At 31.9% G+C, this 21326-nt stretch carries 20 protein-coding genes and 1 tRNA gene; 7 read left to right on the plus strand and 14 right to left on the minus strand.

Annotated features, from left to right (window positions below; all coding sequences use genetic code 11):
- Positions 1 to 36: 36 nt before the first annotated feature.
- On the minus strand, positions 37 to 1158 hold the full coding sequence (locus tag ACVCZW_RS17505) for an N-acetylmuramoyl-L-alanine amidase family protein (RefSeq protein WP_452230104.1): 1122 nt from the start codon (positions 1156 to 1158) through the stop codon (positions 37 to 39).
- A gap of 172 nt (positions 1159 to 1330) precedes the next feature.
- On the opposite strand from ACVCZW_RS17505, the gene ACVCZW_RS17510 reads away from it, so the two are divergent.
- Together ACVCZW_RS17510 and ACVCZW_RS17515 are read left to right on the plus strand one after the other, a co-directional pair.
- The gene (locus ACVCZW_RS17510; RefSeq protein ID WP_452230105.1) at positions 1331 to 4012 is read left to right on the plus strand and encodes a putative LPS assembly protein LptD; all 2682 of its coding nucleotides are present in this window, start codon (positions 1331 to 1333) and stop codon (positions 4010 to 4012) included.
- 309 nt (positions 4013 to 4321) lie between these two features.
- On the plus strand, positions 4322 to 4702 hold the full coding sequence (locus ACVCZW_RS17515) for a RidA family protein (RefSeq protein ID WP_452230106.1): 381 nt from the start codon (positions 4322 to 4324) through the stop codon (positions 4700 to 4702).
- 167 nt (positions 4703 to 4869) lie between these two features.
- Here the strand turns inward: ACVCZW_RS17515 and ACVCZW_RS17520 are convergent, their stop codons facing one another.
- Positions 4870 to 6339, minus strand: a complete 1470-nt coding sequence (locus ACVCZW_RS17520) for an alpha/beta hydrolase-fold protein (protein ID WP_452233037.1) — start codon at positions 6337 to 6339, stop codon at positions 4870 to 4872.
- 236 nt (positions 6340 to 6575) lie between these two features.
- Between ACVCZW_RS17520 and ACVCZW_RS17525 the strand changes: the two genes are divergently transcribed.
- On the plus strand, positions 6576 to 7712 hold the full coding sequence (locus tag ACVCZW_RS17525) for a hypothetical protein (protein ID WP_452233038.1): 1137 nt from the start codon (positions 6576 to 6578) through the stop codon (positions 7710 to 7712).
- A 233-nt stretch (positions 7713 to 7945) separates the two neighbouring features.
- Here the strand turns inward: ACVCZW_RS17525 and ACVCZW_RS17530 are convergent, their stop codons facing one another.
- From ACVCZW_RS17530 to ACVCZW_RS17545, 4 genes are all read right to left on the minus strand, one after another.
- Entirely contained in the window at positions 7946 to 9403 is a 1458-nt protein-coding gene (locus ACVCZW_RS17530) for a lipopolysaccharide biosynthesis protein (RefSeq protein WP_452233039.1), read from the minus strand.
- A 92-nt stretch (positions 9404 to 9495) separates the two neighbouring features.
- Positions 9496 to 10776 (minus strand): glycosyltransferase, encoded by a 1281-nt coding sequence (locus ACVCZW_RS17535; RefSeq protein ID WP_452233040.1) that lies wholly within the window; start codon positions 10774 to 10776, stop codon positions 9496 to 9498.
- Positions 10777 to 10852: 76 nt separating this feature from the next.
- Positions 10853 to 13258, minus strand: coding sequence for a YfhO family protein (locus ACVCZW_RS17540; RefSeq protein WP_452233041.1), 2406 nt, complete (start codon positions 13256 to 13258; stop codon positions 10853 to 10855).
- Between the two features lie 100 nt (positions 13259 to 13358).
- A complete protein-coding gene (locus ACVCZW_RS17545) occupies positions 13359 to 13634 on the minus strand; it encodes a DUF4834 family protein (RefSeq protein WP_452230112.1) in 276 nt (91 codons plus the stop codon).
- Between the two features lie 106 nt (positions 13635 to 13740).
- On the opposite strand from ACVCZW_RS17545, the gene ACVCZW_RS17550 reads away from it, so the two are divergent.
- On the plus strand, positions 13741 to 14745 hold the full coding sequence (locus tag ACVCZW_RS17550) for a transporter (RefSeq protein ID WP_452233042.1): 1005 nt from the start codon (positions 13741 to 13743) through the stop codon (positions 14743 to 14745).
- Between the two features lie 15 nt (positions 14746 to 14760).
- Positions 14761 to 15882, plus strand: a complete 1122-nt coding sequence (locus tag ACVCZW_RS17555; RefSeq protein WP_452230114.1) for a GTP cyclohydrolase — start codon at positions 14761 to 14763, stop codon at positions 15880 to 15882.
- Between the two features lie 335 nt (positions 15883 to 16217).
- On the opposite strand, the gene ACVCZW_RS17560 is transcribed toward ACVCZW_RS17555, so the two are convergent.
- The 6 genes from ACVCZW_RS17560 to ACVCZW_RS17585 all read right to left on the minus strand — a co-directional run bounded on the left by ACVCZW_RS17560 (position 16218) and on the right by ACVCZW_RS17585 (position 19014).
- A tRNA-Arg gene (locus tag ACVCZW_RS17560) sits at positions 16218 to 16291 on the minus strand.
- 63 nt (positions 16292 to 16354) lie between these two features.
- The gene (locus ACVCZW_RS17565) at positions 16355 to 16699 is read right to left on the minus strand and encodes a hypothetical protein (protein WP_452233043.1); all 345 of its coding nucleotides are present in this window, start codon (positions 16697 to 16699) and stop codon (positions 16355 to 16357) included.
- Positions 16700 to 16702: 3 nt separating this feature from the next.
- Positions 16703 to 17092 (minus strand): hypothetical protein, encoded by a 390-nt coding sequence (locus tag ACVCZW_RS17570; protein ID WP_452233044.1) that lies wholly within the window; start codon positions 17090 to 17092, stop codon positions 16703 to 16705.
- A gap of 38 nt (positions 17093 to 17130) precedes the next feature.
- Complete coding sequence (locus tag ACVCZW_RS17575; RefSeq protein WP_452233045.1) at positions 17131 to 17490, minus strand: DUF3127 domain-containing protein; 360 nt, start codon at positions 17488 to 17490, stop codon at positions 17131 to 17133.
- A gap of 9 nt (positions 17491 to 17499) precedes the next feature.
- Entirely contained in the window at positions 17500 to 18393 is an 894-nt protein-coding gene (locus ACVCZW_RS17580; protein WP_452233046.1) for a hypothetical protein, read from the minus strand.
- Positions 18394 to 18411: 18 nt separating this feature from the next.
- Positions 18412 to 19014: a hypothetical protein gene (locus ACVCZW_RS17585; protein ID WP_452233047.1), complete on the minus strand. Its 603-nt coding sequence runs from the start codon at positions 19012 to 19014 to the stop codon at positions 18412 to 18414.
- Between the two features lie 142 nt (positions 19015 to 19156).
- Between ACVCZW_RS17585 and ACVCZW_RS17590 the strand changes: the two genes are divergently transcribed.
- Entirely contained in the window at positions 19157 to 19387 is a 231-nt protein-coding gene (locus ACVCZW_RS17590) for a helix-turn-helix domain-containing protein (RefSeq protein ID WP_452233048.1), read from the plus strand.
- Between the two features lie 147 nt (positions 19388 to 19534).
- Here the strand turns inward: ACVCZW_RS17590 and ACVCZW_RS17595 are convergent, their stop codons facing one another.
- Positions 19535 to 19972 (minus strand): JAB domain-containing protein, encoded by a 438-nt coding sequence (locus ACVCZW_RS17595; protein ID WP_452233049.1) that lies wholly within the window; start codon positions 19970 to 19972, stop codon positions 19535 to 19537.
- Positions 19973 to 20354: 382 nt separating this feature from the next.
- Positions 20355 to 20750, minus strand: coding sequence for a hypothetical protein (locus ACVCZW_RS17600; RefSeq protein WP_114677283.1), 396 nt, complete (start codon positions 20748 to 20750; stop codon positions 20355 to 20357).
- 284 nt (positions 20751 to 21034) lie between these two features.
- Here ACVCZW_RS17600 and ACVCZW_RS17605 point away from each other — a divergent pair, with 284 nt between their 5' ends.
- Positions 21035 to 21325 (plus strand): helix-turn-helix domain-containing protein, encoded by a 291-nt coding sequence (locus ACVCZW_RS17605; RefSeq protein ID WP_452233050.1) that lies wholly within the window; start codon positions 21035 to 21037, stop codon positions 21323 to 21325.
- Position 21326 lies beyond the last annotated feature (1 nt).

Below are 21326 nucleotides of genomic sequence, written 5' to 3' on the forward strand. Positions count from 1 at the left end.
GAAACAAAATTAGAAATAAATTTACAAAGAACGACTCTAATTAGCACTTGTTTTTAAGGCTTGGTCGAGAGCTATTTTTTTTCCGTCTTTAAAAGCTACTATATAGCAGGACGTATATCCTTTGTTTTTTGCACTGACTTGCAATTGCTTAGCTTTGTTATAGTCTGATGTATAGCCATGAAAATATTTATAAAGATTCCCTTCTTTTTCTCTAGAGAGATCAGATAAACCTTTAAAATTATATGCTTTTAGTGCTAATTTTCTGGAGCTAGCTGCGATTTGTACTCTAAAAACCACATTTTCATAGATTTGTTCATGCTCCTTATTAGTTACGCTAGGAAAATCTTCTTGAGGCGCAAAAACAAATGCTCCTATATTTTGATCTAAAGTAGCTTTGTAATCTAAGACAGCATCACTAATAGATTTAGAAATTTCTTGTTGTCCTTTTGCAGAGTTTAAATATTTTCCTTCGCTTGTGTTAGTGATAAACCCTGTTTCAATAAGCACACTTGGCATATAGGTATTATGCAAAACCCAAAGGCTAATTTGCTTTACACCTCTACTTTTTCTTTTTAATTTGTTTTGAAAACTTTTCTCTACCAAATCTGCAAGCATGATACTTTGGTCTACATATTCTTCTTGCATTAGTGTTAATCCTATCATGGATTCTGGCGCATTAGGATCAAAACCTTCGTAATGTTTTTCGTAGTTATCCTCTAAAAAGATCACTTCGTTTTCTGCTTTAGCAACATTAAAGTTACGTGCTGTATTACCAACACCTAAAACATACGTTTCTGTACCAGAAGCTTGCGTATGGTGCGCATTACAATGTATAGACACAAATAAATCTGCATCTGCATCATTCGCTATTTTTGCTCTACCACGCAGTGTTACAAAAACATCTGTCTTTCTAGTATAAATAACTTTTATATTTTTATTGTTTGCTAAATTTTTACCAACTTGCAGAACAACTTTTAAGGCAATCTCTTTTTCTGTATAGCCATTTTTTGTTGGTCTTCCGGGATCATGCCCACCGTGACCAGCATCTAATACGACAACAAACGGTTCTGTTTGTTGTGCAAAAGCAGCGGTTGCATTAACAAATGTTGTTAATACTATTATAAAAGATAAGAAATGTAATAATCTATTCGTTTGCATACAGATAATAACTATTTAAGGCTTGAATTATTTTAAATTGCTTAATATTAAATTAATCATAAAAAATATATGTAATTTTGGCAATTCAAAAACCGAGCCATACTTTTACAAAAATACATTAAAAGCGTTGCGTACAAATAAATTTCATATACTTTTTACTCTAAGTTTTACCATGCTTATTAACATGTGTGGCTTCGCTCAAGACAGACCAAAATCTGGAGGAGAGATTGAACCCGTAAAAAAGAGCGATACCATTGCTGTTCATGTAAACCAAGTTTTACAACCAAACGCAAAAGATGGTACACTAGAACTTACCGAAAAGGGCCAAGACTCTACTAAAAAAGACTCTGTAAAACCTAAAGCGGAGTTTCTTACCGATATTGTAACCTACAAAGCTAAAGATTACACTTCTTTTAATAAAAAGGAACAAAAGCTATACTTATATAATGAAGCAGAAATTATCTATGGAGACATGGAAATTAAAGCAGGTGTTATCGTTATCGATTACAGTAAAAACGAAGTATACGCAGGAAGAGTTAAAGATTCGGCAGGTGTTTACTCACAGCATCCTGTTTTTAAACAAGGCACACAAGTAGTAGAACCAGATTCTATCCGTTTTAATATAGAAACGGAAAAAGCATTAATATTTAATTCTAGAACGGAGCAAGCTGGTGGATTTTTTGACAGTGAAATTTCTAAAAAGGAAAACGATTCCGTTTATTTTGTACAAAACGCAAAATATACGACTTCAGAAAACAGAGAAGATCCAGAATATTACTTTTTACTGCGTAAAGCAAAAGTAGTACCAGACGAAAAAGTAGCAACCGGCCTAACGAATATGTTTATTTACGGTGTACCTACTCCTATTGGATTGCCTTTTGCCTATTTTCCGTTAACCAAAAAACAAACTTCCGGTGTTATATTTCCTAGTTTTGGGGAACAAAACTCTCGAGGTTACTTTTTACAAAATGGAGGTTATTATTTTGCGCTTAGTGATTATGTAGATTTAGCAGTTCTTGGTGATTACTATACTAATGGTAGTTACGGAATGCGTTTACAAAGCAAATATAAAGTCCGTTATAAATTTAATGGTAGTCTTGGTTTTAGGTACGAAAACCTAATTACTAGTGAACGTGGCTTTGATGATTACGCAAAAACCACTATTTACAATTTACAATGGTCACACAATCAAGACACTAAAGCTAGTCCGAACTCCCGTTTCTCCGCCTCTGTAAACTTAGGAAGTAGTCAATATTACCAAAACTCGATCAACCAAGTAAACGTTGCTAACTTTTTAAATAACACTTTATCTTCTTCTATTTCGTATTCGAAAACATTTCAAGGAGAACCACAAGTAAATTTTAGTGCGACAGCAACACACTCGCAAAACACGAATACAGAAAGCATAAGCATGACGCTTCCTACAATACAAACAAGTGTTAGTAGAATTTATCCATTTGCAAGCAAAACAGGAAGCAAAAATGGCATTATTGAAAATATAAACTTTCAATATAATTTAAGTGCAGAAAACAGAATTACCACAACAGATTCGCTTTTCTTTAAAAAGGAAATGTGGGATGAAGCAATAAGTGGTGTTCAACATAGTATTCCTTTATCTACCAACTTTAAACTTTTTAAATACTTTAGTTTAAGTGCTAGTACTAACTACGAAGAAAATTGGACTTTTAAAACCGTCAATAAGTATTATGACACAGATTTAGAAGAAGAAATAACGACAGAGAAGAGTGGTTTTGATTCCTTTAGAACCTATAATTTTAGTACCAGTTTAGGAACCACGATTTATGGTATGTTTAATTTTGAAAAAGAAGGGGAAGATAAAAAAATAAAAGCGATAAGGCATGTGATGCGACCTTCCGTAAGTTATAATATAAATCCTTCTTTTGATAGATATTGGGATTCATACGAAGTGGTAAATGCCGACGGTGATGTTGCTGAAGAAGTAGAATTTTCTCGTTTTGAAGAAAGCCTCTATGGCGCGCCAAATCAAAATTTCTCGAGTTCCATGGGTTTAAGTCTTTCCAATAATTTTGAAGCCAAAGTAAGAGATAAAGATAGCACAGCAACCGAAGCTAGAAAAATCATTTTACTGAATAACTTAAACTTTTCTACTTCTTATAATTTTGCAGGAGACTCGTTACAATGGAGCCCGATGCGAGTTAGTGGAGGTACACAGATTCTTAACGATAAAATGTCTATAAATTTTGGTGCTGTTCTAGATCCTTATGCTTTAGATAACAATAATGCTAAAGTAGATACCTATAACATAAATAACGGAGGAAGTTTATTTAGACTAACAAGCGCAAATCTGACCATGAACTATACACTAAATAGTTCGTCCTTTAATGGCAAAGAAGATGAAAGCAGAACTAGTAGTCGAGAAGAAACGTTAAAAAGTGGTGGACGAGCAGATGATCTTTTTGGTGTTACTGAAGATTTTGCAAATCAACAATTAAACAATAACAAACAAGAAGATAAAGAACCAAGCGAGTTTTATAATTATAAAATCCCATGGAGCTTGCGTCTTGCCTACGCTGTTAATTACTCTAATGCTGCCAGGCAAAACGAAATATCATCGCATTCTTTAATGTTTTCTGGAGATATTGAGTTTGCACCACGTTGGACTGTTGGTGCGTCTTCTGGTTATGATTTACAAAATCAAGGTTTCACCTATACGCAATTGCGATTTGAACGTGATTTATTAAGCTGGCGAATGAATCTTTCTTGGGTTCCTTTTAGCACACGAAGTTCTTGGAATTTCTTTATTGGTATTAAATCTAGTATATTAAAAGATATCAAATACGAAAAACGTAAAGACTCCGACGATCAGTTGTAATTAGTTGTTAGTTGTTAGTTGTTAGTTGTTAGTTGTTAGTTGTTAATTGTTAGTTGTTAGTTGTTAGTTGAAGAAGAATATTTTCGTTTATCATTCTGAACTTGTCATATGATCTATAAAATATTTGTCATTCTGAACTGGATTAAGAACCTAATACTTGACTTGTATTGCGTAAAATGTAATACTTTAGTACTATCATTCTGAGCTTGTTGAAGAATCTATAAAACAATTGTCATTCTGAACAGGATTCAGAATCCATATAAATAAAAGTTTAATTAAAAGAGATACCAGCTTTCCCAGGTACTAAATATGAAAAAAATAATTACTACACCAAACGCTCCTGCTCCTATTGGACCATACAACCAAGCAGTTCTTTCTGGAAACACCTTATATACTTCTGGACAAATTGCATTACATCCAGAAACTGGAGAATTGGTAATGGACGATATTAAAACGGAAACCAAACAAGTTATGGAAAACATGAAAGCGGTTCTTGCTGCTGCAAACATGACTTTTGAGAACGTTATTAAAACCTCCATCTTTATTAGTGATATGCACAACTTTGCACAAATAAACGAAGTGTATGGTCAGTATTTTGACAACGACTCTGCTCCTGCTAGAGAAACTGTAGAAGTTGCTAATCTGCCTAAGTTTGTGAATGTAGAGATTAGTTGTATTGCTGTTTTGTAGATTTATAAATTTACTTAATACTAAATCAATATGTTTTAACAAAAAAAAGCACTTACAAATTTGTAAGTGCTTTTTTTGTTAAAGATTTATAAATCTCTGCCTACTACATATTTTATTCCACCGTAAGCTTTTTAATTCGTTGTCTTATTCTACTAAATCAAAAGGGCTTATTTATTTTCAACTAACCAATTTGCATAACAAGCCTCTAAAAACGCAACACCATCTTTCTTGTAGTCCTCCGTGAAAAGCGTAAAATGATCTCCTGGATAATAAGTGAATTCTATTTTAGCATCTATTTTCTTCATTTCTTCTTCCAACAGTTTTACGGCATGATGTAAATAAAAGTTATCACTTGTACCCACCGAAATCCTAATTTTTCCGCTAAGGTCTTTTTTTAAATCCTTCCAGTTTTCTTGAAGTAAAAGCGACAAGTCATATCTTTTCCAAAGGGGTAGTGCTTTTTTATTAATAGTTCCATCAGAACTATTATTGATCAATCGAATTCTATTTCCTTCCGCATCATAACCTCCAAAAACCGCATCAAAAGAACGCAATTGCGAACCTCTATAAATCACGTTTTCGGTTCTGTAAAAATCTTTCGCACTAATCACTGGAAATCTTCCTGCTATAGTAACATCTGCTAATAAATTACCTGCTGCGTCATAAAACATATTATCGGTTTCATAGATGTTTTTATTCTGATAATTTCTAAAATCTACCTGATCTGGCGCACTAGACCATGCACCTGCAAAAACCTTTGGATAGTTAATTTGCAACCATAAACTGGTCCAACCACCACTACTATGGCCATGTAATAAATTAGCGGTATTGGTTTGGTACTTCTGGTTTACCGCAGGAATTAACTCTTGTACAAAGGCATCTCCCCAAGGACCATTCACATCACTATTAGCGTATGTAGAATGACCTTCAGAGCAACTTCCATCTAAATAAACCACAATTGTAGGTTGTTCTCCTAGATTGCCTATATGTGATTTTCCTTTACCACTATAATATTTATAATTACCACCAAATCCGGAAATGGTATATACAACGGGATATGTAGCTTCCGGATTTTCATAATAGCCTTCTGGCAGACTTACGGCTGCACTTACAAACATATCCTTCTTATGAAAATCACTTAGCAACTTAGATTTTACGCGCAATTCTTTTAAAAGAGGTGTTTCATTAAATAATGTAGGTGCTACCACTTGATTCGCTTCTATTTTAAAAACCGTTTTAAAGTTCTTATCTAAATCTATGCGAATGGGTTCGGAATAGATATTGCCTGTACTTGTGCCAATATTAGCATCGCCAAGATTTAAGTCGAAAACGGCTTGAACATAATAGGCACCTCTTTCTATATTGGATAATTCTACAGGATACGAAATAGCGTCGTCATTAAAAGTTACGGTTTCCTTTGCTTTTAAATTCTTTACATGCACTCTGTAGACAGGCGTTAATTCCAATCCGACAAAAATATTCTTTGGTGCTTTTTTTTCTTTGGAAAGATATAATAGTACATTACCAGAAAAATCTCCTTTTATTTCCTCTGAAGCGAAACTAACTTCAAATACTTGCGCATTCAAATGGAGTCCAATAATTAAAAAGAGTAAATTAAAAACGCATAATTTTTTCATAAGTGTAGTTTTTTTCAAGGAGTAGGAACTCTAATTATTCCTATTTATTTCCTTATTTAAGATAGATAGCTAAACAAAGCTAACCGTTTAATCTTTCATAATCAAATTTAATAATCCATTTAAAAAAAAATAAAAAATCGGAAAACAACTGTAAATCAACACCTTAAAGAGGTATAACCTTTTTTGGCACGATGCTTGTAATTCACTTGATAAGTTCAACATTAAAACTTACAATTATGAAACAGATATTAGCAATTTTTACAGCACTCCTTTTTTCAGGATTTACTGCAAACGCAAACCCAACCGCCACACTAGATGATATTAACACCAATACAGCTTCGAGAGGTTACGGCAATTCTTTCATATTTGAAGAGCAAGGTGTAGAATTTTCCATCTTTCCTGATGGACAGTTCGATTTTTACATGCGTAATTATGGACCAAACGTAAATATTAACGTAAATCATGGTAATACAAGCATTAGCTTTAACTCTGGTTATGATTACAACGCTTATGTGCAATATGATGAGTTTGGAGCAATAGTACAAATAGAACACGTTCCTGTTTTTTACGATTACTATGGTCGTGTAAATCAAATTGGTAACGTATTTGTAAACTATAACAACTTTGGTTATGTTACACAAGTTGGTGGTTTATACATACATTATAATAGACATAATCGTTTTTCACATCACTCTGGTTTTATAAATGTGTACAACCGTTTTTATGTGTATAGACCTTGGCATGCATATTTTAGAATTCCACAATTCAACCATTGTGTTGTATTCAACAGACCTTACAGACAAAATTACAGACCAATAAGATACCAATACACTAGACCTTTTACAGATAACTACAGACGTAGATCTGCAGTTGCTAGCAGACGTGGAAACACGATTAACAGAAGAAGTGATTTGGCTACTAGAGGAAACGATAGACCTAGAAATAAAGTGCGTGCAAATACCACCAGACCTAGAAGTGGCGTAACTACTTCATCACCTAGAAGCACAACATCAAGACCTAGAGTTACAACCAATACGCCTAGATCGAATAATTCTAGTCCGAGAGTAAAAACAAACACAACAAAACCTAGAAGCACTGGTAGTAAGAGAGCTACAACATCTTCTAATACTACTAGACCTAGAACAACGACTAATACGCCTAGACCAAGATCTACGGTCTCTACAAAGCCTAGAACAAAATCTACTCCTAGAGTAACAACTACACCTAGAAAAAGATCTACTGCATCTACAAATGCTCCAAGATCCAACAGAAAGGTAACTAGTACTTCTTCTAGATCCAATAGAAAAGTTGCTAGCAACACAAGAACTTCAACCTCTAAAAGGGCTACATCAAGCACTAGAAGAGGAAGATAAAATATTGAATTTGGTTAGTTGAAAACCCTATCACCGTTTGCCCCAAAGCAATGTGATAGGGTTTTTCTTTATGGGATACCTTTTAAGGACTATCAAGTTGTTTGTAGTCGGAATTTTTCGGTTGCACTTAAATTTTTAATATTTTAAAGGAATCATTCGAGGCTGGAAAATAAAAATAGAGAAATAGATAATGACGTGCTAACTTCAAAATCTATAAACTAAAACGGGAAAAATTATTTAATTTTTAATAGTTTTTTTACGAGTGCTGTAATGTCTTCAGATAAAGAAAATTTAAGCATTACAAATGCGTACAACAAAGCTACTATTGTACTTTTTACTACTATATTTATAATAGGATGAAAAGGGAACTCCCAGAAATAAAAACCTAAACAAAGTGCAATAATAAGCACTAATGTGTATCCCGTTTTTTTAGTAAATGGGTGGATTTTGAATTTTAAACTAACATACCAAAGTTTTAAACCATCGTAAATAGTAAAAGCAATTAGACTTGCAATAGCGGCTCCATCTATTCCATACTTAGGTATAAGTACATAATTTAAACCTACAGCAAGTACTACAATACAAAAACCGAAGGTTAAAATGACTCTGTAATAATCGGAATTAAAAATAATCGCACTATTATTTCCTAAAAGGTTATCTATTAATTTCACCATAGAAATCACAAAAACAATAAATAAACCTTGACCGTATTCTGGTTTTAAAAGCGCATATAACTGGTTGATATTTACTATAATTAGTACAAAAATAAAACCACCAATTATAAATAAATTTATAGAACTCTTTTTATAGAGTTGCTCTAAATCCCAATGGTTTTTATTGTTTAAATACGATGCGGTTAAAGGGTTTATAATTTGTTGCATTGCTCTAGCAGGAACCGCAATTACAGTGGCAATAAAAATAGCAACACTATAATATGCAATGTTTTCTATTTCTATTAATTCGCCAATCATAAACTTATCTAAATCGAGTAAAACCATAGAAACTGAACCTGCTATAATAATGAGGAAACTGTATTTTATAACGGTTACATAATCAAAAGATTTAGTAAAACTTAACTTAGGAAAGCGAATACTAAAAGCATAAACCATCATGATAAGCATACGTATAATATATACGATGGTTGCTGCGTAAATAAACTCATCTACAGTTAGCTGTTTAAAGTATACCGCGAACAACAAAGCCATGGTACCTAACCTATGGAATGCTTCTCGCATAAAATTACCAAACACAGATTTAAAGTGAATTTTACTCCACGAGAAAAAGATTTCGAAATAAGCAAAGGCTACGGCTAATACAAACATTAACCACGTATAGTCTTTAATAATCTGATTTTCTTTTGCTAACCAACTAGCAATCGTTTCGTAAAAAAGAGAACCTAAAATACCTGCAGGAATAATAACCAATAGAGGTAAAAATAACATGAAGGTTAAAAAGTTATTCTGAAGCCTTCTTGTTTTGTACGATGAGTAAAATTTTATTAATGTGTTGTTTACTCCAAAAATAAGGATTGGCATCATTAAATTTGCTGTCGAAAGCACAAAAACCACTAAACCAAAATAGTCTGCAGATAAAAATGCGGTATATAAAAATAAGGTATTAATTGCTCCAACACCAAAACCTAAATAGGTAATGATGGTGTTTTTAATAGATTGTGAAGCAACTATTCCCATAAATTTTTAATAAATAAAATACTAAATTCTAAAAGGTCGCCTTGGAATTAAACAAACATAATAAAATCTATTAACTATCCAGAATTTTCAAACTAAATCAGCGTGGCCAATTTACTGGTTAGTTCTCTCCTACTATATTTTTGCAATCCTATTGCATGCGATTGTAATGTATTTTCTTGAAATGCATTAAAGTGTGCTAAAATTACACTTTTTAAGTTTTCATAATCCGAATAATCAAAATAGTTTCCTGTGTTGGTTTCAATAATAATTTTTTCGACATCTGACCCCTTTGGACCTATTGCAACTATAGGTCTATTAGAAACCATATACTCAAATAATTTCCCAGGAATAATGCATTTTGTTTCTTCAGAATCGATTTCAATTAACAACAATAACTGAGATTTCTTTTGTAATTTAATTGCTTTATTATGAGAAACATAACCTACCTCACATAAATAGGAACTTAAATTATTAAGCTTAATGCTTTTCAGAACATTTTCGCTAACCGCTCCAACAAGTTTTAACTGAAAATGTTTTCCGAAATCTCCGTTTTCACGTGTTAACTCTTGCAGTACTTTCCATAAAATTTCTGGATTTCTTTTGGCCAGTAAAGAACCAATATGTGCTAAAGTAAACTTTTTATCTAAAGAAATCACTTCGGTTTTCTCTACATCATAACCATTGGTAATTACTGTAATTGGTTGTTCTGTTTTTTCTCGAAACTCTTCTTTTGTAACCTTACTAGTTACTATAATTTGATCTGCTGTTTGCAAAACTTTTCGCTCTAAATCGATGTGTTTTTGCTTCGCTATTTTAGTTAGCTTTAATTCTTTGTGGTAGCCAATGGTTGTCCAAGGATCTCTAAAATCTGCAATCCACTTCACTCCTAGTCTTTCTTTAAGTTGCTTACCTATAAGATGCATACTATGTGGCGGACCAGTAGTAATTACGGTATCTATTTTAAAATCTCTTATGTACGTAGAGAGATATCTTACCGAAGGTTTAACCCAATTTTTTCTTGCATCTGGAATAAAGAAGTTCCCTCTAATAAGTAATAACAAACGTTCCATTAAAGTTTGTTTTTTCACTTCTGGAATTAGACCTTTACTAATAGATTTGGTATTCTTTTTAGAAAGAAATCCAGCTAGTTTATAAGGTTCGCTTATAGGTTGTTTAATAATGATAAGGTCTTTGGAAACCTCACTAATTAAACTTTCATCTACTAATGGATAACTTGGATTTGCTGGAATATAAACAATAGGTTCTACATTAAAATCTGGTAAATATTTTATAAATTTTAGCCAACGTTGTACTCCTGGACCTCCAGCTGGTGGCCAATAATAACTAATAATAAGTACCTTTTTTTTATTCATTTTGTTATTCCAGCGAAGGCAGGAATCTTAAAAATTGAAACTATGCTTTAGATTCCTGCTTTTGCAGGAATGATATTTACTCCTTCTTAAACTTAAAAAACAATCCACCCAGAAGTATCAATCCAAAAAGAATAGAACTCGCAAGTGCTATGCTACTTCCCGTTTGTATTACTTGCGGTTCAAATTTAAATTCAATGGTGTTTTTTCCCACAGGAACTTCCATGCCACGCAATACATAATCTACTTGGTAGTGATCTTCTAAGTTTCCATTAATATAGGCATTCCATCCTTTACCATAATAAACTTCAGAAAACACAGCAAAACCAGGATTTGTATTATTAGACTGGTATTTAATATAGTTTGGTTTGTATTCCTTTAAAGTAATATTGGCTAAAGAATCTACTTTAAAACCTTTGTTTGCTTTAATAGCTTCCGTTTTAAGATACACCGCTTTTCTACTGGTATTCAAACTATCTAAAGCTTTAATTTCTTGGTTTGCAGTTTGCATTTCTTCTAATTCTTCCACAAACCATGCATTTCCATTAGCATCTGTATTGGTAAATGGAAATATTTCACCTTCCTCTTCGGCAATAATATACTTGGTGTTCAGCATATTTAAAACGTTCATATTATTTCTAGCAATATGAAAGTCGAAAAGCTCATTATAACGTTTCAGCTTTGCAGCATGATAACCACCTAAAGAATTATGAAAATACGAAGCTCTTGCTGTACCGTCTGTTATATCGAAAACTCTAAAATGCGTAGTATCTTTAAGTATCTCTACATCTGCTTTATTCGCTTGATATGGTTTTTTTACTTGCAAAGCGGAAACAAAATTATCGTTATTCACGTAACGTCTATCTACAGAAACCAAATCGAAAAGAATTAAAACTGCGAAAGCAACAATTACAAGTGTTTCGGAAAGTTTTTTCTTTAAGAACATAAATATAGTTCCCGCCGAAAGCAATACTAGCACTAGTGTTCTCAAGGTGTCTTGTGTGAATAACATTTTTCTATCATCCCGCAAAGCATCCATAAACATCTGACCATAATTTTGTTTGTAATAGCCATCATTTGCACCTGCAAAATTAAAAGCAGATTTAGATACAAGGAATAAAACAGCAATTCCTGCAGTAATACCGACGGTATATTTTAAGGCTTTCAGTTTTTCTTCGTCTTTTTCAAAACTATTAAACAAACGTGATAAACCAAATATTGCCAAAATAGGAATACATAATTCTAAAATCACTTGAATAGAACTTACCGCTCTAAACTTGTCATATAATGGTATATAATCTATAAAGAAGTTTGTAAGGAAACCTAGATTTTTTCCGTAGGAAAGCAATAAAGACAGTATTGTTCCTCCTACAAGCCACCATTTTAATCTTCCTTTTACTAAGAAAAGCGCAAAAACAAATAAGAATATTACAACTGCACCTACATATGCTGGTGCTTCTACTATTGGCTGACTTCCCCAATATGTTGGTGTTTGTTTCACATATTCTTTAGCTTGCAAAGCAGGAACACCTTGCCCTATAAAAAAGTCATATGATGCAGAATCTTTGCCAACATCTTCGTGGTTTCCTCCTCCTACTATTCGTGAAATATACAGATTAAAAGATTCTAGAAATCCGTAACTGTATTCCGTTATATATTCTTTGGTAAGTCCGGAACTAGCTTCTTTTGGTGAACCATCCGCATTAATAGTTAATTCACTTTTACTTCGTGTACTTTGATTCGCATACTCTTTGGTAGCCATTATACTTGTGGCATTTAATCCTAAAGCTAGCATTACAGCAAGCACTAATAATCCAACAGATTTAAAATAATGAGGTACCAGTTTTTTGTTATAAGCATCGACTAAATAGGCAATTCCTAAAACAATGACCAATAGCATTAAATAGTAGGTCATTTGCGGGTGATTAGCAACTAACTGTAACGCCATTGCAACCGTTGTTAGTAAAAAACCGAGGATATATTTTCGTCTAAATGTGAGAATAATTCCGCTTAAAACTAATGGCATATACCCAATAGCATGCGCTTTACTATTATGACCAACGCCTAAAATTATAATGAGATATGTAGAAAAACCAAAGGCTAATGCACCAAGTGCTGCAAGTTTATAATCTACTTTTAAAACGAGTAAAAGTATGTAAAAACCTATAAAATATAGAAATAGATAATCTGCTGGCCTCGGTAAGAAACGTAAAGCTAAATCTAGCTTTTTTATGTAGTTATGCGGATATTTTGCACCGAGTTGATAGGTTGGCATACCACCAAAAGCACTATTGGTCCAATAGGTTTCTTCCCCTGTATTTGTTTTAAAATCGGTTTGTTGTTTAGACATACCAATATACTGCTTAATATCACTTTGATAAATCTGTTTTCCTTTTAAAACCGGACTAAAATAAGCAAGTGAGAGTAGTATAAAACCAATAAAAACAAGAAAATGAGGAAGTACTTTTTTTATAGAAAATTGCATGAAATGTATATATAACAATAAGTCTGAAAAATAATCATAATTTTTTAAACTTAACCAATTTTAGGGAAGCTAATTATTTTTAGAAAGTATAGATTAAAGTTTATTCTACTTCTTCGTAATCTACATACTCGCCAACATTTTTATTGGAAGATTTATTATCCGGCATTTTATCGATAGTAATCTCGCCTTCATTTTTAGCTTGTTGTGGATTTCTAAAACCACCAAACTGTTCGCCAAACCGCTGTTCAGCTTTTTTAGTGATAAACTTTAATAATATAGGAGCAAATAATCTAGATAAAATCTTCACACCATAATAAATTAAAAGTATGATTAAGATAACTTTTACAACTCCAGTAACAGACGCTAATTGCAACATAAAATCCTTTTTTAACAAAAATACAATTCTTATGTCTTAATTTATGGTATAAATTCTTAAAAAAAGTATAAAATATATATATTTGAACTCAAACAAATTCACAAACATGAAGTTCTTAAAATTCTACTTAGCAATTTTCGCTTTTTCTGTTTCGTTAACCAGTTACTCGCAATACACGGAAGTAATAAACTCTAACAGACCTGGAGTATCTAAAAGCGCCTTTTCTGTAGGCACAAATGTGATACAATTTGAAGCTGGTCCATATATGTTAAACGAAAATCATTCGCGTTTAAACCGTGACGATAAAAGTTTAGGAGTAGATTTCACTGCGAGATATGGCCTTCTTTGGGAACAATTAGAACTTAATATTGAAGGAACCTACCAGTCCACAAAAAGAACTTTTACAAATACGGTTGCTAATGAAGGCAAATTTAGCAATTTTAAAACATTAACTATAGGAGCAAAATATTTGGTTTATGATCCTTACAAAAAAGCAGGAGAAGAAAAACCGAACATCTATAGCTGGAATGCAAACCATAAATTTAAATGGAAATCTTTAATTCCTGCTGTTGCTGTTTATGCTGGCGCGAATTATGATGCTAAAGACAATCCGTTCACTGCCTATGGCGTGGAAGGTTTTAGTCCGAAAGTAATGATTGCCACACAAAATAACTTTGCCGGCGGTTGGGTATATGTAATGAACTTTGTAAAAGATAGAATTGGAACAGACCAATCTGATTTTTCATATATATTAACACTTACCAAGTCTATCAACTCCGAATGGGTGGTATTTGGAGAAGCACAAGGAATAAGTAGTGATTTTTACGCCGATAACTTAATCCGTTTTGGTGGTGCTTATCTTTGGAGCAGAAACTTTCAGTTAGATACCGCTTTAACGCTAAATACTAAAGATACACCGTCTGTTTTCGGAGTAACTATTGGTGCTTCTTACCGATTAGATTTTCATCAAGATAAAGAGATTGATAATGGCGGAGAACTTGGTGATGGCTCTAAGGCAAAAAAGAAGAAAAAAAGTAAAGAAGATAAAAAGTCTAGAAAATCTAAAAAGAACAACAGACAAAAGCAAGAACAGAATTTTGATGAAGAATAAAGCACTATTGATTTTATGATTACCATAAAACAAGTACATACAAAGAAAGAGTTTAAAGCATTTGTTAAATTTCCATTCCAGCTTTATAAAGATTCTAAATATTGGGTTCCACCAATAATTTCGCAAGAAATAAAAACGTTCGACAAAAACGAAAACCCTGTTTTTAACGATGCAGACGCGTATTTTTTTCTAGCCTATAAAGGCGAAGAAATTGTAGGTCGTGTTGCAGCTATTATTAATTGGTTAGAAGTTAAAAACCAAGGCGAAAAGAAAATGCGTTTTGGCTGGTTCGATTATATAGATGATTTTGAAGTATCAAAAGCGCTTTTGGATAAAGTGACTGAAATAGGTAAAGCACATAATTTGGAATATGTGGAAGGTCCTGTAGGATTTTCTAATTTAGATAAAGTTGGTGTTTTAACCGAAGGCTTTGATGTAATTGGTACTATGATTACTTGGTACAATCATCCGTACTACGTAAATCATTTAGAAAATCTTAATTATCGTCCGGAAAAAGAATGGATAGAAAGTAGATTCCCTTTTAGCAACATTGACCCCAATTCTTTTACAAAAGCGAATACCTTAATTAAAAAGCGTTATCAAGTAAGTGTTCGAAACTTTACGCAAACTAAAGATGTCATGCCTTATGCAGATGAAATGTTTGATTTATTTAACACTTCTTATTCCTCGTTAGCTTCTTTTGTGGAGATTACCGACATTCAAAAAGCATATTTTAAAAAGAAGTTTATCAGCTTTATAAATCCAGAATACATAAAATTTGTTTTTGATAAAGACGATAAAATGATTGCTTTTGCTATTCTTATGCCTTCATTTGCTAAAGTATTGCAAGAAATTGAAGGGAAACTTTTCCCTTTCGGTTTTTTAAAAATGTTAAAAGCTAAAAAAGAGAGCAAGGATATTATTTTCTATTTAATAGGAATTGCTCCAGAATACCAAAACAAAGGGATCACCGCTATCATATTTAATGAGTGCTACGATACCCTTAAAGATAAAGGTATTGAAAACTGTATTAGAACTCCAGAATTAGCAGATAATATTGCTATTCAACAAATCTGGAAACACTTTGATCCCGAAATTATAAAACGTAGAAAAACGTATAGGAAGGAGATTGAATAAAACGAATTATAATATAGTAGCGAAGCAATTTGATTCTTTGCTACTCTCCTATTTAAAAACTACAGTAAAAGCTTTGCAGAAATGTAAAGCTTTTTTTATTGCCATGTATGGAAGATTTTTAATAGATGATTTCAGATTAAAAATTAATTGGATTATTTAGATTCAAAAAACCGTACGCCTGAAGTAAAAATAGTGTACCGAAAAGTGTGCCTTAAAAAGCATAAATCCATTACATACTCGATTCTTCTGAAGTTTTAGTTTTAAGAGAAAACCTTTGTGAAGTATTACAAAACCTTATAAAACAAAAAAGCCTCACATTTCTGTGAAGCTTTAAGTGAGCCCTTCAGGATTCGAACCTGAGACCGCCTCCTTAGAAGGGAGGTGCTCTATCCAGCTGAGCTAAGAGCCCGTAGATTTTAAAATAAGGTACACCTCTAGCCTATTTAAAATAGTGTGCCTAAAAGTGTGCCTTTTATTTTTTCATCAATATTAGTTGACAACTACTTTTGTCTTTTACTAAGACCTCAACAATTACTTCTTTAAATGTACACTGATTAACTTTAGATTTTAGATAACTGTAATGAGATGACTCAAATTCGCAAATTACGCTATAGAGTATATCTCCATTATATTGTAAAATTGGATTACCTGAAAAAGGTACTCTAAATAGAGTTTCAAAATCTCCTTTTATATACTTGTAGTTTTCAAACTCTAATCCATTACTAAAAGTTGATTTTAAAGTTTGAAGATTAAATTCGTTTAACTCATACTGTTCCCCAATCTTAAAGCGAAATTCTTTTAATAAGGAATTACACATACCTTAATTAAAAGTATATTGATACTGATAACTTTGTTGGCTTATAGTTTCTTGATGAACATTAACACTATCTACTGAACCATAAAAACGCATTTCAGCTTGAGAAGAATCTTCTATATAAAAATCCAACTCAAAACTTGCTGTATTTTCTGGAATCTCTACACTAACTATATTTTGAGTATAATCGAAATCTGAATTAATTGTCGACTCTGTACCATCTTCTAAAGTCAATGTCGTTGTTAACCCTACAGATACCCAACTTTCAAGAGTTCCTGTTGTAAACTCTAGTATATGAGATTGACTAATGTGTTGTTCTTCTCCCTGATTGTCATCATCACTAGAACAACCTACTAATGACAAAATCGCTATTAATGTTAAAAAGATATTCTTCATAATTTAGTATTTATTATTTATTAGTTAATTGATTTTTATTAAAATGGCAAGTCATTATCTGCTTCATCTAAAAAGCTAACAGGTTCTTGCTGTGTTTGTGTTTGATTTGTAGGCTGTTCACTATTCACAAGCTCTATTCTCCAACCTTGAATAGCATTAAAGTATTTTGCTACACCTTCAGGATTAATCCATTCTCTACCCCTTAAATTAAGTGCTATTTTCACTTCTTGACCTACGACAAAACTATCTAGTAAATCACACTTATCTTGTATGAACTCTACTAAAATATGTTGAGGATACTGTTCTTCTGTGGTAATAACAACTTCTCTTTTCCTGAAGCCATTGCTCCCTATGTTTTGAACATCATTTAAGACTTTTATTTTTCCTGTTAATTCCATAGTTTTTATTTAAAATGGTAATGGTAAAATGTATTTATAATACAAATCCATCTCCTTTATGTTTTCATCTACATTTCGTTTAGCATTAATTTTTTCTAAACGCCAACCATATAAATGATGTTTATATTCATTAATTCCTTCTGAGTTTTTCAGCTCTCCTCCTGTTAGTCTTGCAAATACTTTCACAAACTGACCTACACATAAATTCTCTAAGTGTTTTACCCTTCCATCTGTAAAAACTACTTGAAGTTCACTACAACAGAAATCATCAATAGACAGTACTATTTCACGTCTTGAGTATGCTCTTTTAGTTTTCGTTTTTTTAAAAATCTCTAGCGCGTCAATTGATTTTATTGTTCCTTCAAAATGGATAGCTTTAGCTTCCTCTATAATACTCATATATTTAAGTGTGTACTTAAAATCTTCAGGGTTTAATGTTAATTTATCTATCTTTAAATTGAAGTGCGTAAGCTCTCTACTATCATAAAAGACAGCTGAAAATAATTGATATTCATTTTTGTTTTTATGCTGATAGTCAAACCAATTTTCTCTTCCTAAAACATTATCTTGAACTAACTTGTAATTGTTTAGTTGTTGTTTAAAATATGTTTCTTTATTATAAAGTTTGCTTAAAATCGACATCTTACCATATAAGACCTCAAAATCCTTTTTTACTAAAACCTCTACCGAATTCAGCTTAGAAGCATATCTTTTATCAGCTAGTATTGTAACTGTATCTTCACAGAGACCTCTGTACCTTTCTAGCCATAACACTATAGTCTTCATTTTACAAACACTTTTAGTGCTGAATGTATTGTATTCACAAATCGGATTGGAAACATCTAAATGATTCCTGTATTCTGAAGTGCTTTCTTTGTTTTCATCTTTGCTAATTTCATCCATTCTCTTTTATACTTTTATTTATAAGTGACTTTCAAAACGAAATTTTTTGAGATAGTTTTTTAGGAATTCAATAACCTCAAACTGTTCATTCTCCATTATAAATAATGATTGTTCTTCTGATGAAATAACAACGAAGTCTATTTCATTAACATTTGTAGTTAGTATTCTTTTTGGAAAAAAAACATCTACTTTTCTAGTAAAAAGGTTCTGTTCAGAAATGGTTAAATGGTCAATAACTATCCTATACGGAACTTTAAGCCCTTTAAATGTTCCGAAAAGGAATGCTAAACTAATTAATATGTATATAAAATTACTTGTTAGATTACCATCACTATCTACATCCTTAGAGCTCTCATGTAAAACTACTAAAACTGGAAATGCAATCAAGGCGACATAGAAATAACTAGATATAAGATATTTGTGCAACATTTTTAAATGATTTACATTTCTAAAAACTAGCTTATCTTTAGAACTCTTACCCCTATCTAGTTCATAAGAACAAAAACTATCTGACTCTAAATTTATCTGCTCTTTAATACTACTCAATTTATGTTCTAAACTGAAATGAAAATCAGCTTCTGTTATTCCTGTATTTTGAAATTTTGAAATTTTTACTTTCATAGTATTTTATTTATAAACTTTGAAATTGCCATAAACACTTATAGATAATAGATTTAACAAACATACTTATTTTATCATTTATGATAACCAAAACACTGTACTTAATTATCATTTTTGACAACTACATAATATGTGTTTTAAAATGGATGATAAAGACCAACTTCAAATAGCAATTGGAAAGCGAGTTAAAATGTTAAGAGAAAAGCAAGGAATTGCTCAACAAGACCTTGCTGCTAAATGTAATATTGAAAAATCTAACTTTAGTCGTTTAGAAGCTGGTGGAACCAATCCTACTTTATACACTTTAAAAAGGATTGCTGATAATTTAGGAATTACTTTATGTGACATTGTAAACCTAGAGGATAAAAAGTAAGATTTAGCTATTAATACTAATCTATAGGACTTTCAAACTGAAAATTTCCACCTAAAAAGTCTACTCACACACTCTTTCATACATCAACAAAAGACAAAAAGTCCCACTTTTTCCAATTCACTATATATAGAAAAGTAAAAAAGAGGACTACTTTATCAATCCATTATCACTAAAACTATAAAAATCATCTTTAGTTACTATTAAGTGGTCTAACAGTACTATATCTAAATACTGACCTGCCTGTTTTAGCTTTTGAGTGAGATTTTTATCTGCTTCACTTGGTGTTAAATTTCCACTTGGATGATTATGAGCAATAATAATGTTTGAAGCATTACATTTAAGTGCAACACTAAACACTAATTTTGCATCTACCACAGTAGCAGAAACACCTCCTTTAGAAAGTGGATAAACACCTAAAATCTGGTTACTTCTATTCATCATTAATATCTTAAACTCCTCTTGTAATTCTATAGTAGAATCACTCCAACAAGCTCTTATAATATCATAAGACTGCTTACTATTACTTATTTTTAGCCTATCACTCCTGTTATTTGAGTATGAGACACTTATTTCTGAAATTTTCATGATAATTATTTTTTTTATATACCTTAGAAAAAGAAGCTTCTTTCTCAAATACTTCTTAGAAAGTCTTCTACAAAGTTTCATAATATAACTTACCATCTATGTCAAGCAATAGTATAGTACTTTGACACAAGTGGTATTTTTTATTTTTAACTCTATTATTCTTAAAGAAATTTACACTTGAACTTTAACATTTCAATCAATTAGGCGTATTTCAACCGACCTTCAAGATTAATAATATATCCTTATATTAATAGTGTAAACTAGCTACAGTTAGACTATCTTTTATTTATGAAGGTATAAGCAATCAAGCACAATATTGTAAGGGTATTTTAAAACTCAAAAAAAAAAGCCCAATCTATTTACATAGACTAGGCTTATATTTTTACTCTGCATGCTCAAGAATACCATTCTGTGAAAACACATCAGAATTAGCTATAATATTATGTTTAGGCACAAAAGTTTCTTGCTTTGGCTTTACAGCATCTTCTGTAACATAAACCCATCTGTGGGATAATGTAATTTCCTCTCCTGTTTCCTTTACAACATATTCAAAAGGCTCACAGTCTTCTTTAATGATGCTTCCTGGCATTTCTGTACCAATAAGTCCAGTACATACCTGCTCATCAAATGTTGAAGGTATATAAGCTTTCTTGGCAGTAGCATAAAAGTTACCTGTAACCTTGCTTAATACCATTTCAATGCCTCCTTGTAGTTCCAAAACGAAGAATGAAGTACCATCCTCTTTCTGTCTCTCTTTGTAATTTACGATTCTAACCATGTTTCTAAAAGTTTTTGAGTTGTAGTATACCACACACAGAAAATCAATTACCAACAGCATATAAATCTCAACTATCACCTTGAATTTATTAACTCTGCCAGAAAATCTTCTTTACTATATAAAATGGTAGGGGCATCTTTATCCCCAGAACTTAGTGGGGGTTTTGCACAAGGTATCTTAAGCTCTCACAAAGCATTTAAAAAATATATTTTCCAAAAATTTTTTATGACAAAATTTCTAATTAGATTTAGACAATCTTTGACAAGAACTAATTTGACTACCAAATGATACTCTCTGAATTACTAAAATCTAAAAGAGAAACTAAAAACCTGTTACTGCGAGAAGTAGCTTCTATGATAGACACAGATACTGCCTTAATAAGTAAAATTGAAAAAGGAGATAGAAAACCCACCAGAGAGCAAATAGACAAATTGGCTATTGCTTTAGATATTGAGCATAGTAAACTTTTAAAGTTGTGGTTAAGTGAAAAAGTATATGAAGGTGTAAAAGGAGAAGATTTAGCTATCGAAGCTGTTAAACTGACTTTAAAAAGATTGAAAAACGAAGAAGAGTAAT

The sequence above is a fragment of the Lacinutrix sp. MEBiC02595 genome, assembly GCF_053601555.1.

Excerpts from the sequence above, each read along its gene's own strand:
- ACVCZW_RS17550 (WP_452233042.1), top strand. The coding sequence starts at position 13,741 with ATGAAGTTCTTAAAATTCTACTTAGCAATTTTCGCTTTTTCTGTTTCG.
- ACVCZW_RS17570 (WP_452233044.1), bottom strand. The coding sequence starts at position 17,092 with ATGAAGAATATCTTTTTAACATTAATAGCGATTTTGTCATTAGTAGGT.
- ACVCZW_RS17590 (WP_452233048.1), top strand. The coding sequence starts at position 19,157 with ATGGATGATAAAGACCAACTTCAAATAGCAATTGGAAAGCGAGTTAAA.
- ACVCZW_RS17540 (WP_452233041.1), bottom strand. The coding sequence starts at position 13,258 with ATGCAATTTTCTATAAAAAAAGTACTTCCTCATTTTCTTGTTTTTATT.
- ACVCZW_RS17510 (WP_452230105.1), top strand. The coding sequence starts at position 1,331 with ATGCTTATTAACATGTGTGGCTTCGCTCAAGACAGACCAAAATCTGGA.
- ACVCZW_RS17555 (WP_452230114.1), top strand. The coding sequence starts at position 14,761 with ATGATTACCATAAAACAAGTACATACAAAGAAAGAGTTTAAAGCATTT.
- ACVCZW_RS17600 (WP_114677283.1), bottom strand. The coding sequence starts at position 20,750 with ATGGTTAGAATCGTAAATTACAAAGAGAGACAGAAAGAGGATGGTACT.
- ACVCZW_RS17580 (WP_452233046.1), bottom strand. The coding sequence starts at position 18,393 with ATGGATGAAATTAGCAAAGATGAAAACAAAGAAAGCACTTCAGAATAC.
- ACVCZW_RS17545 (WP_452230112.1), bottom strand. The coding sequence starts at position 13,634 with ATGTTGCAATTAGCGTCTGTTACTGGAGTTGTAAAAGTTATCTTAATC.
- ACVCZW_RS17575 (WP_452233045.1), bottom strand. The coding sequence starts at position 17,490 with ATGGAATTAACAGGAAAAATAAAAGTCTTAAATGATGTTCAAAACATA.
- ACVCZW_RS17520 (WP_452233037.1), bottom strand. The coding sequence starts at position 6,339 with ATGAAAAAATTATGCGTTTTTAATTTACTCTTTTTAATTATTGGACTC.
- ACVCZW_RS17505 (WP_452230104.1), bottom strand. The coding sequence starts at position 1,158 with ATGCAAACGAATAGATTATTACATTTCTTATCTTTTATAATAGTATTA.
- ACVCZW_RS17595 (WP_452233049.1), bottom strand. The coding sequence starts at position 19,972 with ATGAAAATTTCAGAAATAAGTGTCTCATACTCAAATAACAGGAGTGAT.
- ACVCZW_RS17565 (WP_452233043.1), bottom strand. The coding sequence starts at position 16,699 with ATGTGTAATTCCTTATTAAAAGAATTTCGCTTTAAGATTGGGGAACAG.
- ACVCZW_RS17585 (WP_452233047.1), bottom strand. The coding sequence starts at position 19,014 with ATGAAAGTAAAAATTTCAAAATTTCAAAATACAGGAATAACAGAAGCT.
- ACVCZW_RS17515 (WP_452230106.1), top strand. The coding sequence starts at position 4,322 with ATGAAAAAAATAATTACTACACCAAACGCTCCTGCTCCTATTGGACCA.
- ACVCZW_RS17525 (WP_452233038.1), top strand. The coding sequence starts at position 6,576 with ATGAAACAGATATTAGCAATTTTTACAGCACTCCTTTTTTCAGGATTT.
- ACVCZW_RS17530 (WP_452233039.1), bottom strand. The coding sequence starts at position 9,403 with ATGGGAATAGTTGCTTCACAATCTATTAAAAACACCATCATTACCTAT.
- ACVCZW_RS17535 (WP_452233040.1), bottom strand. The coding sequence starts at position 10,776 with ATGAATAAAAAAAAGGTACTTATTATTAGTTATTATTGGCCACCAGCT.
- ACVCZW_RS17605 (WP_452233050.1), top strand. The coding sequence starts at position 21,035 with ATGATACTCTCTGAATTACTAAAATCTAAAAGAGAAACTAAAAACCTG.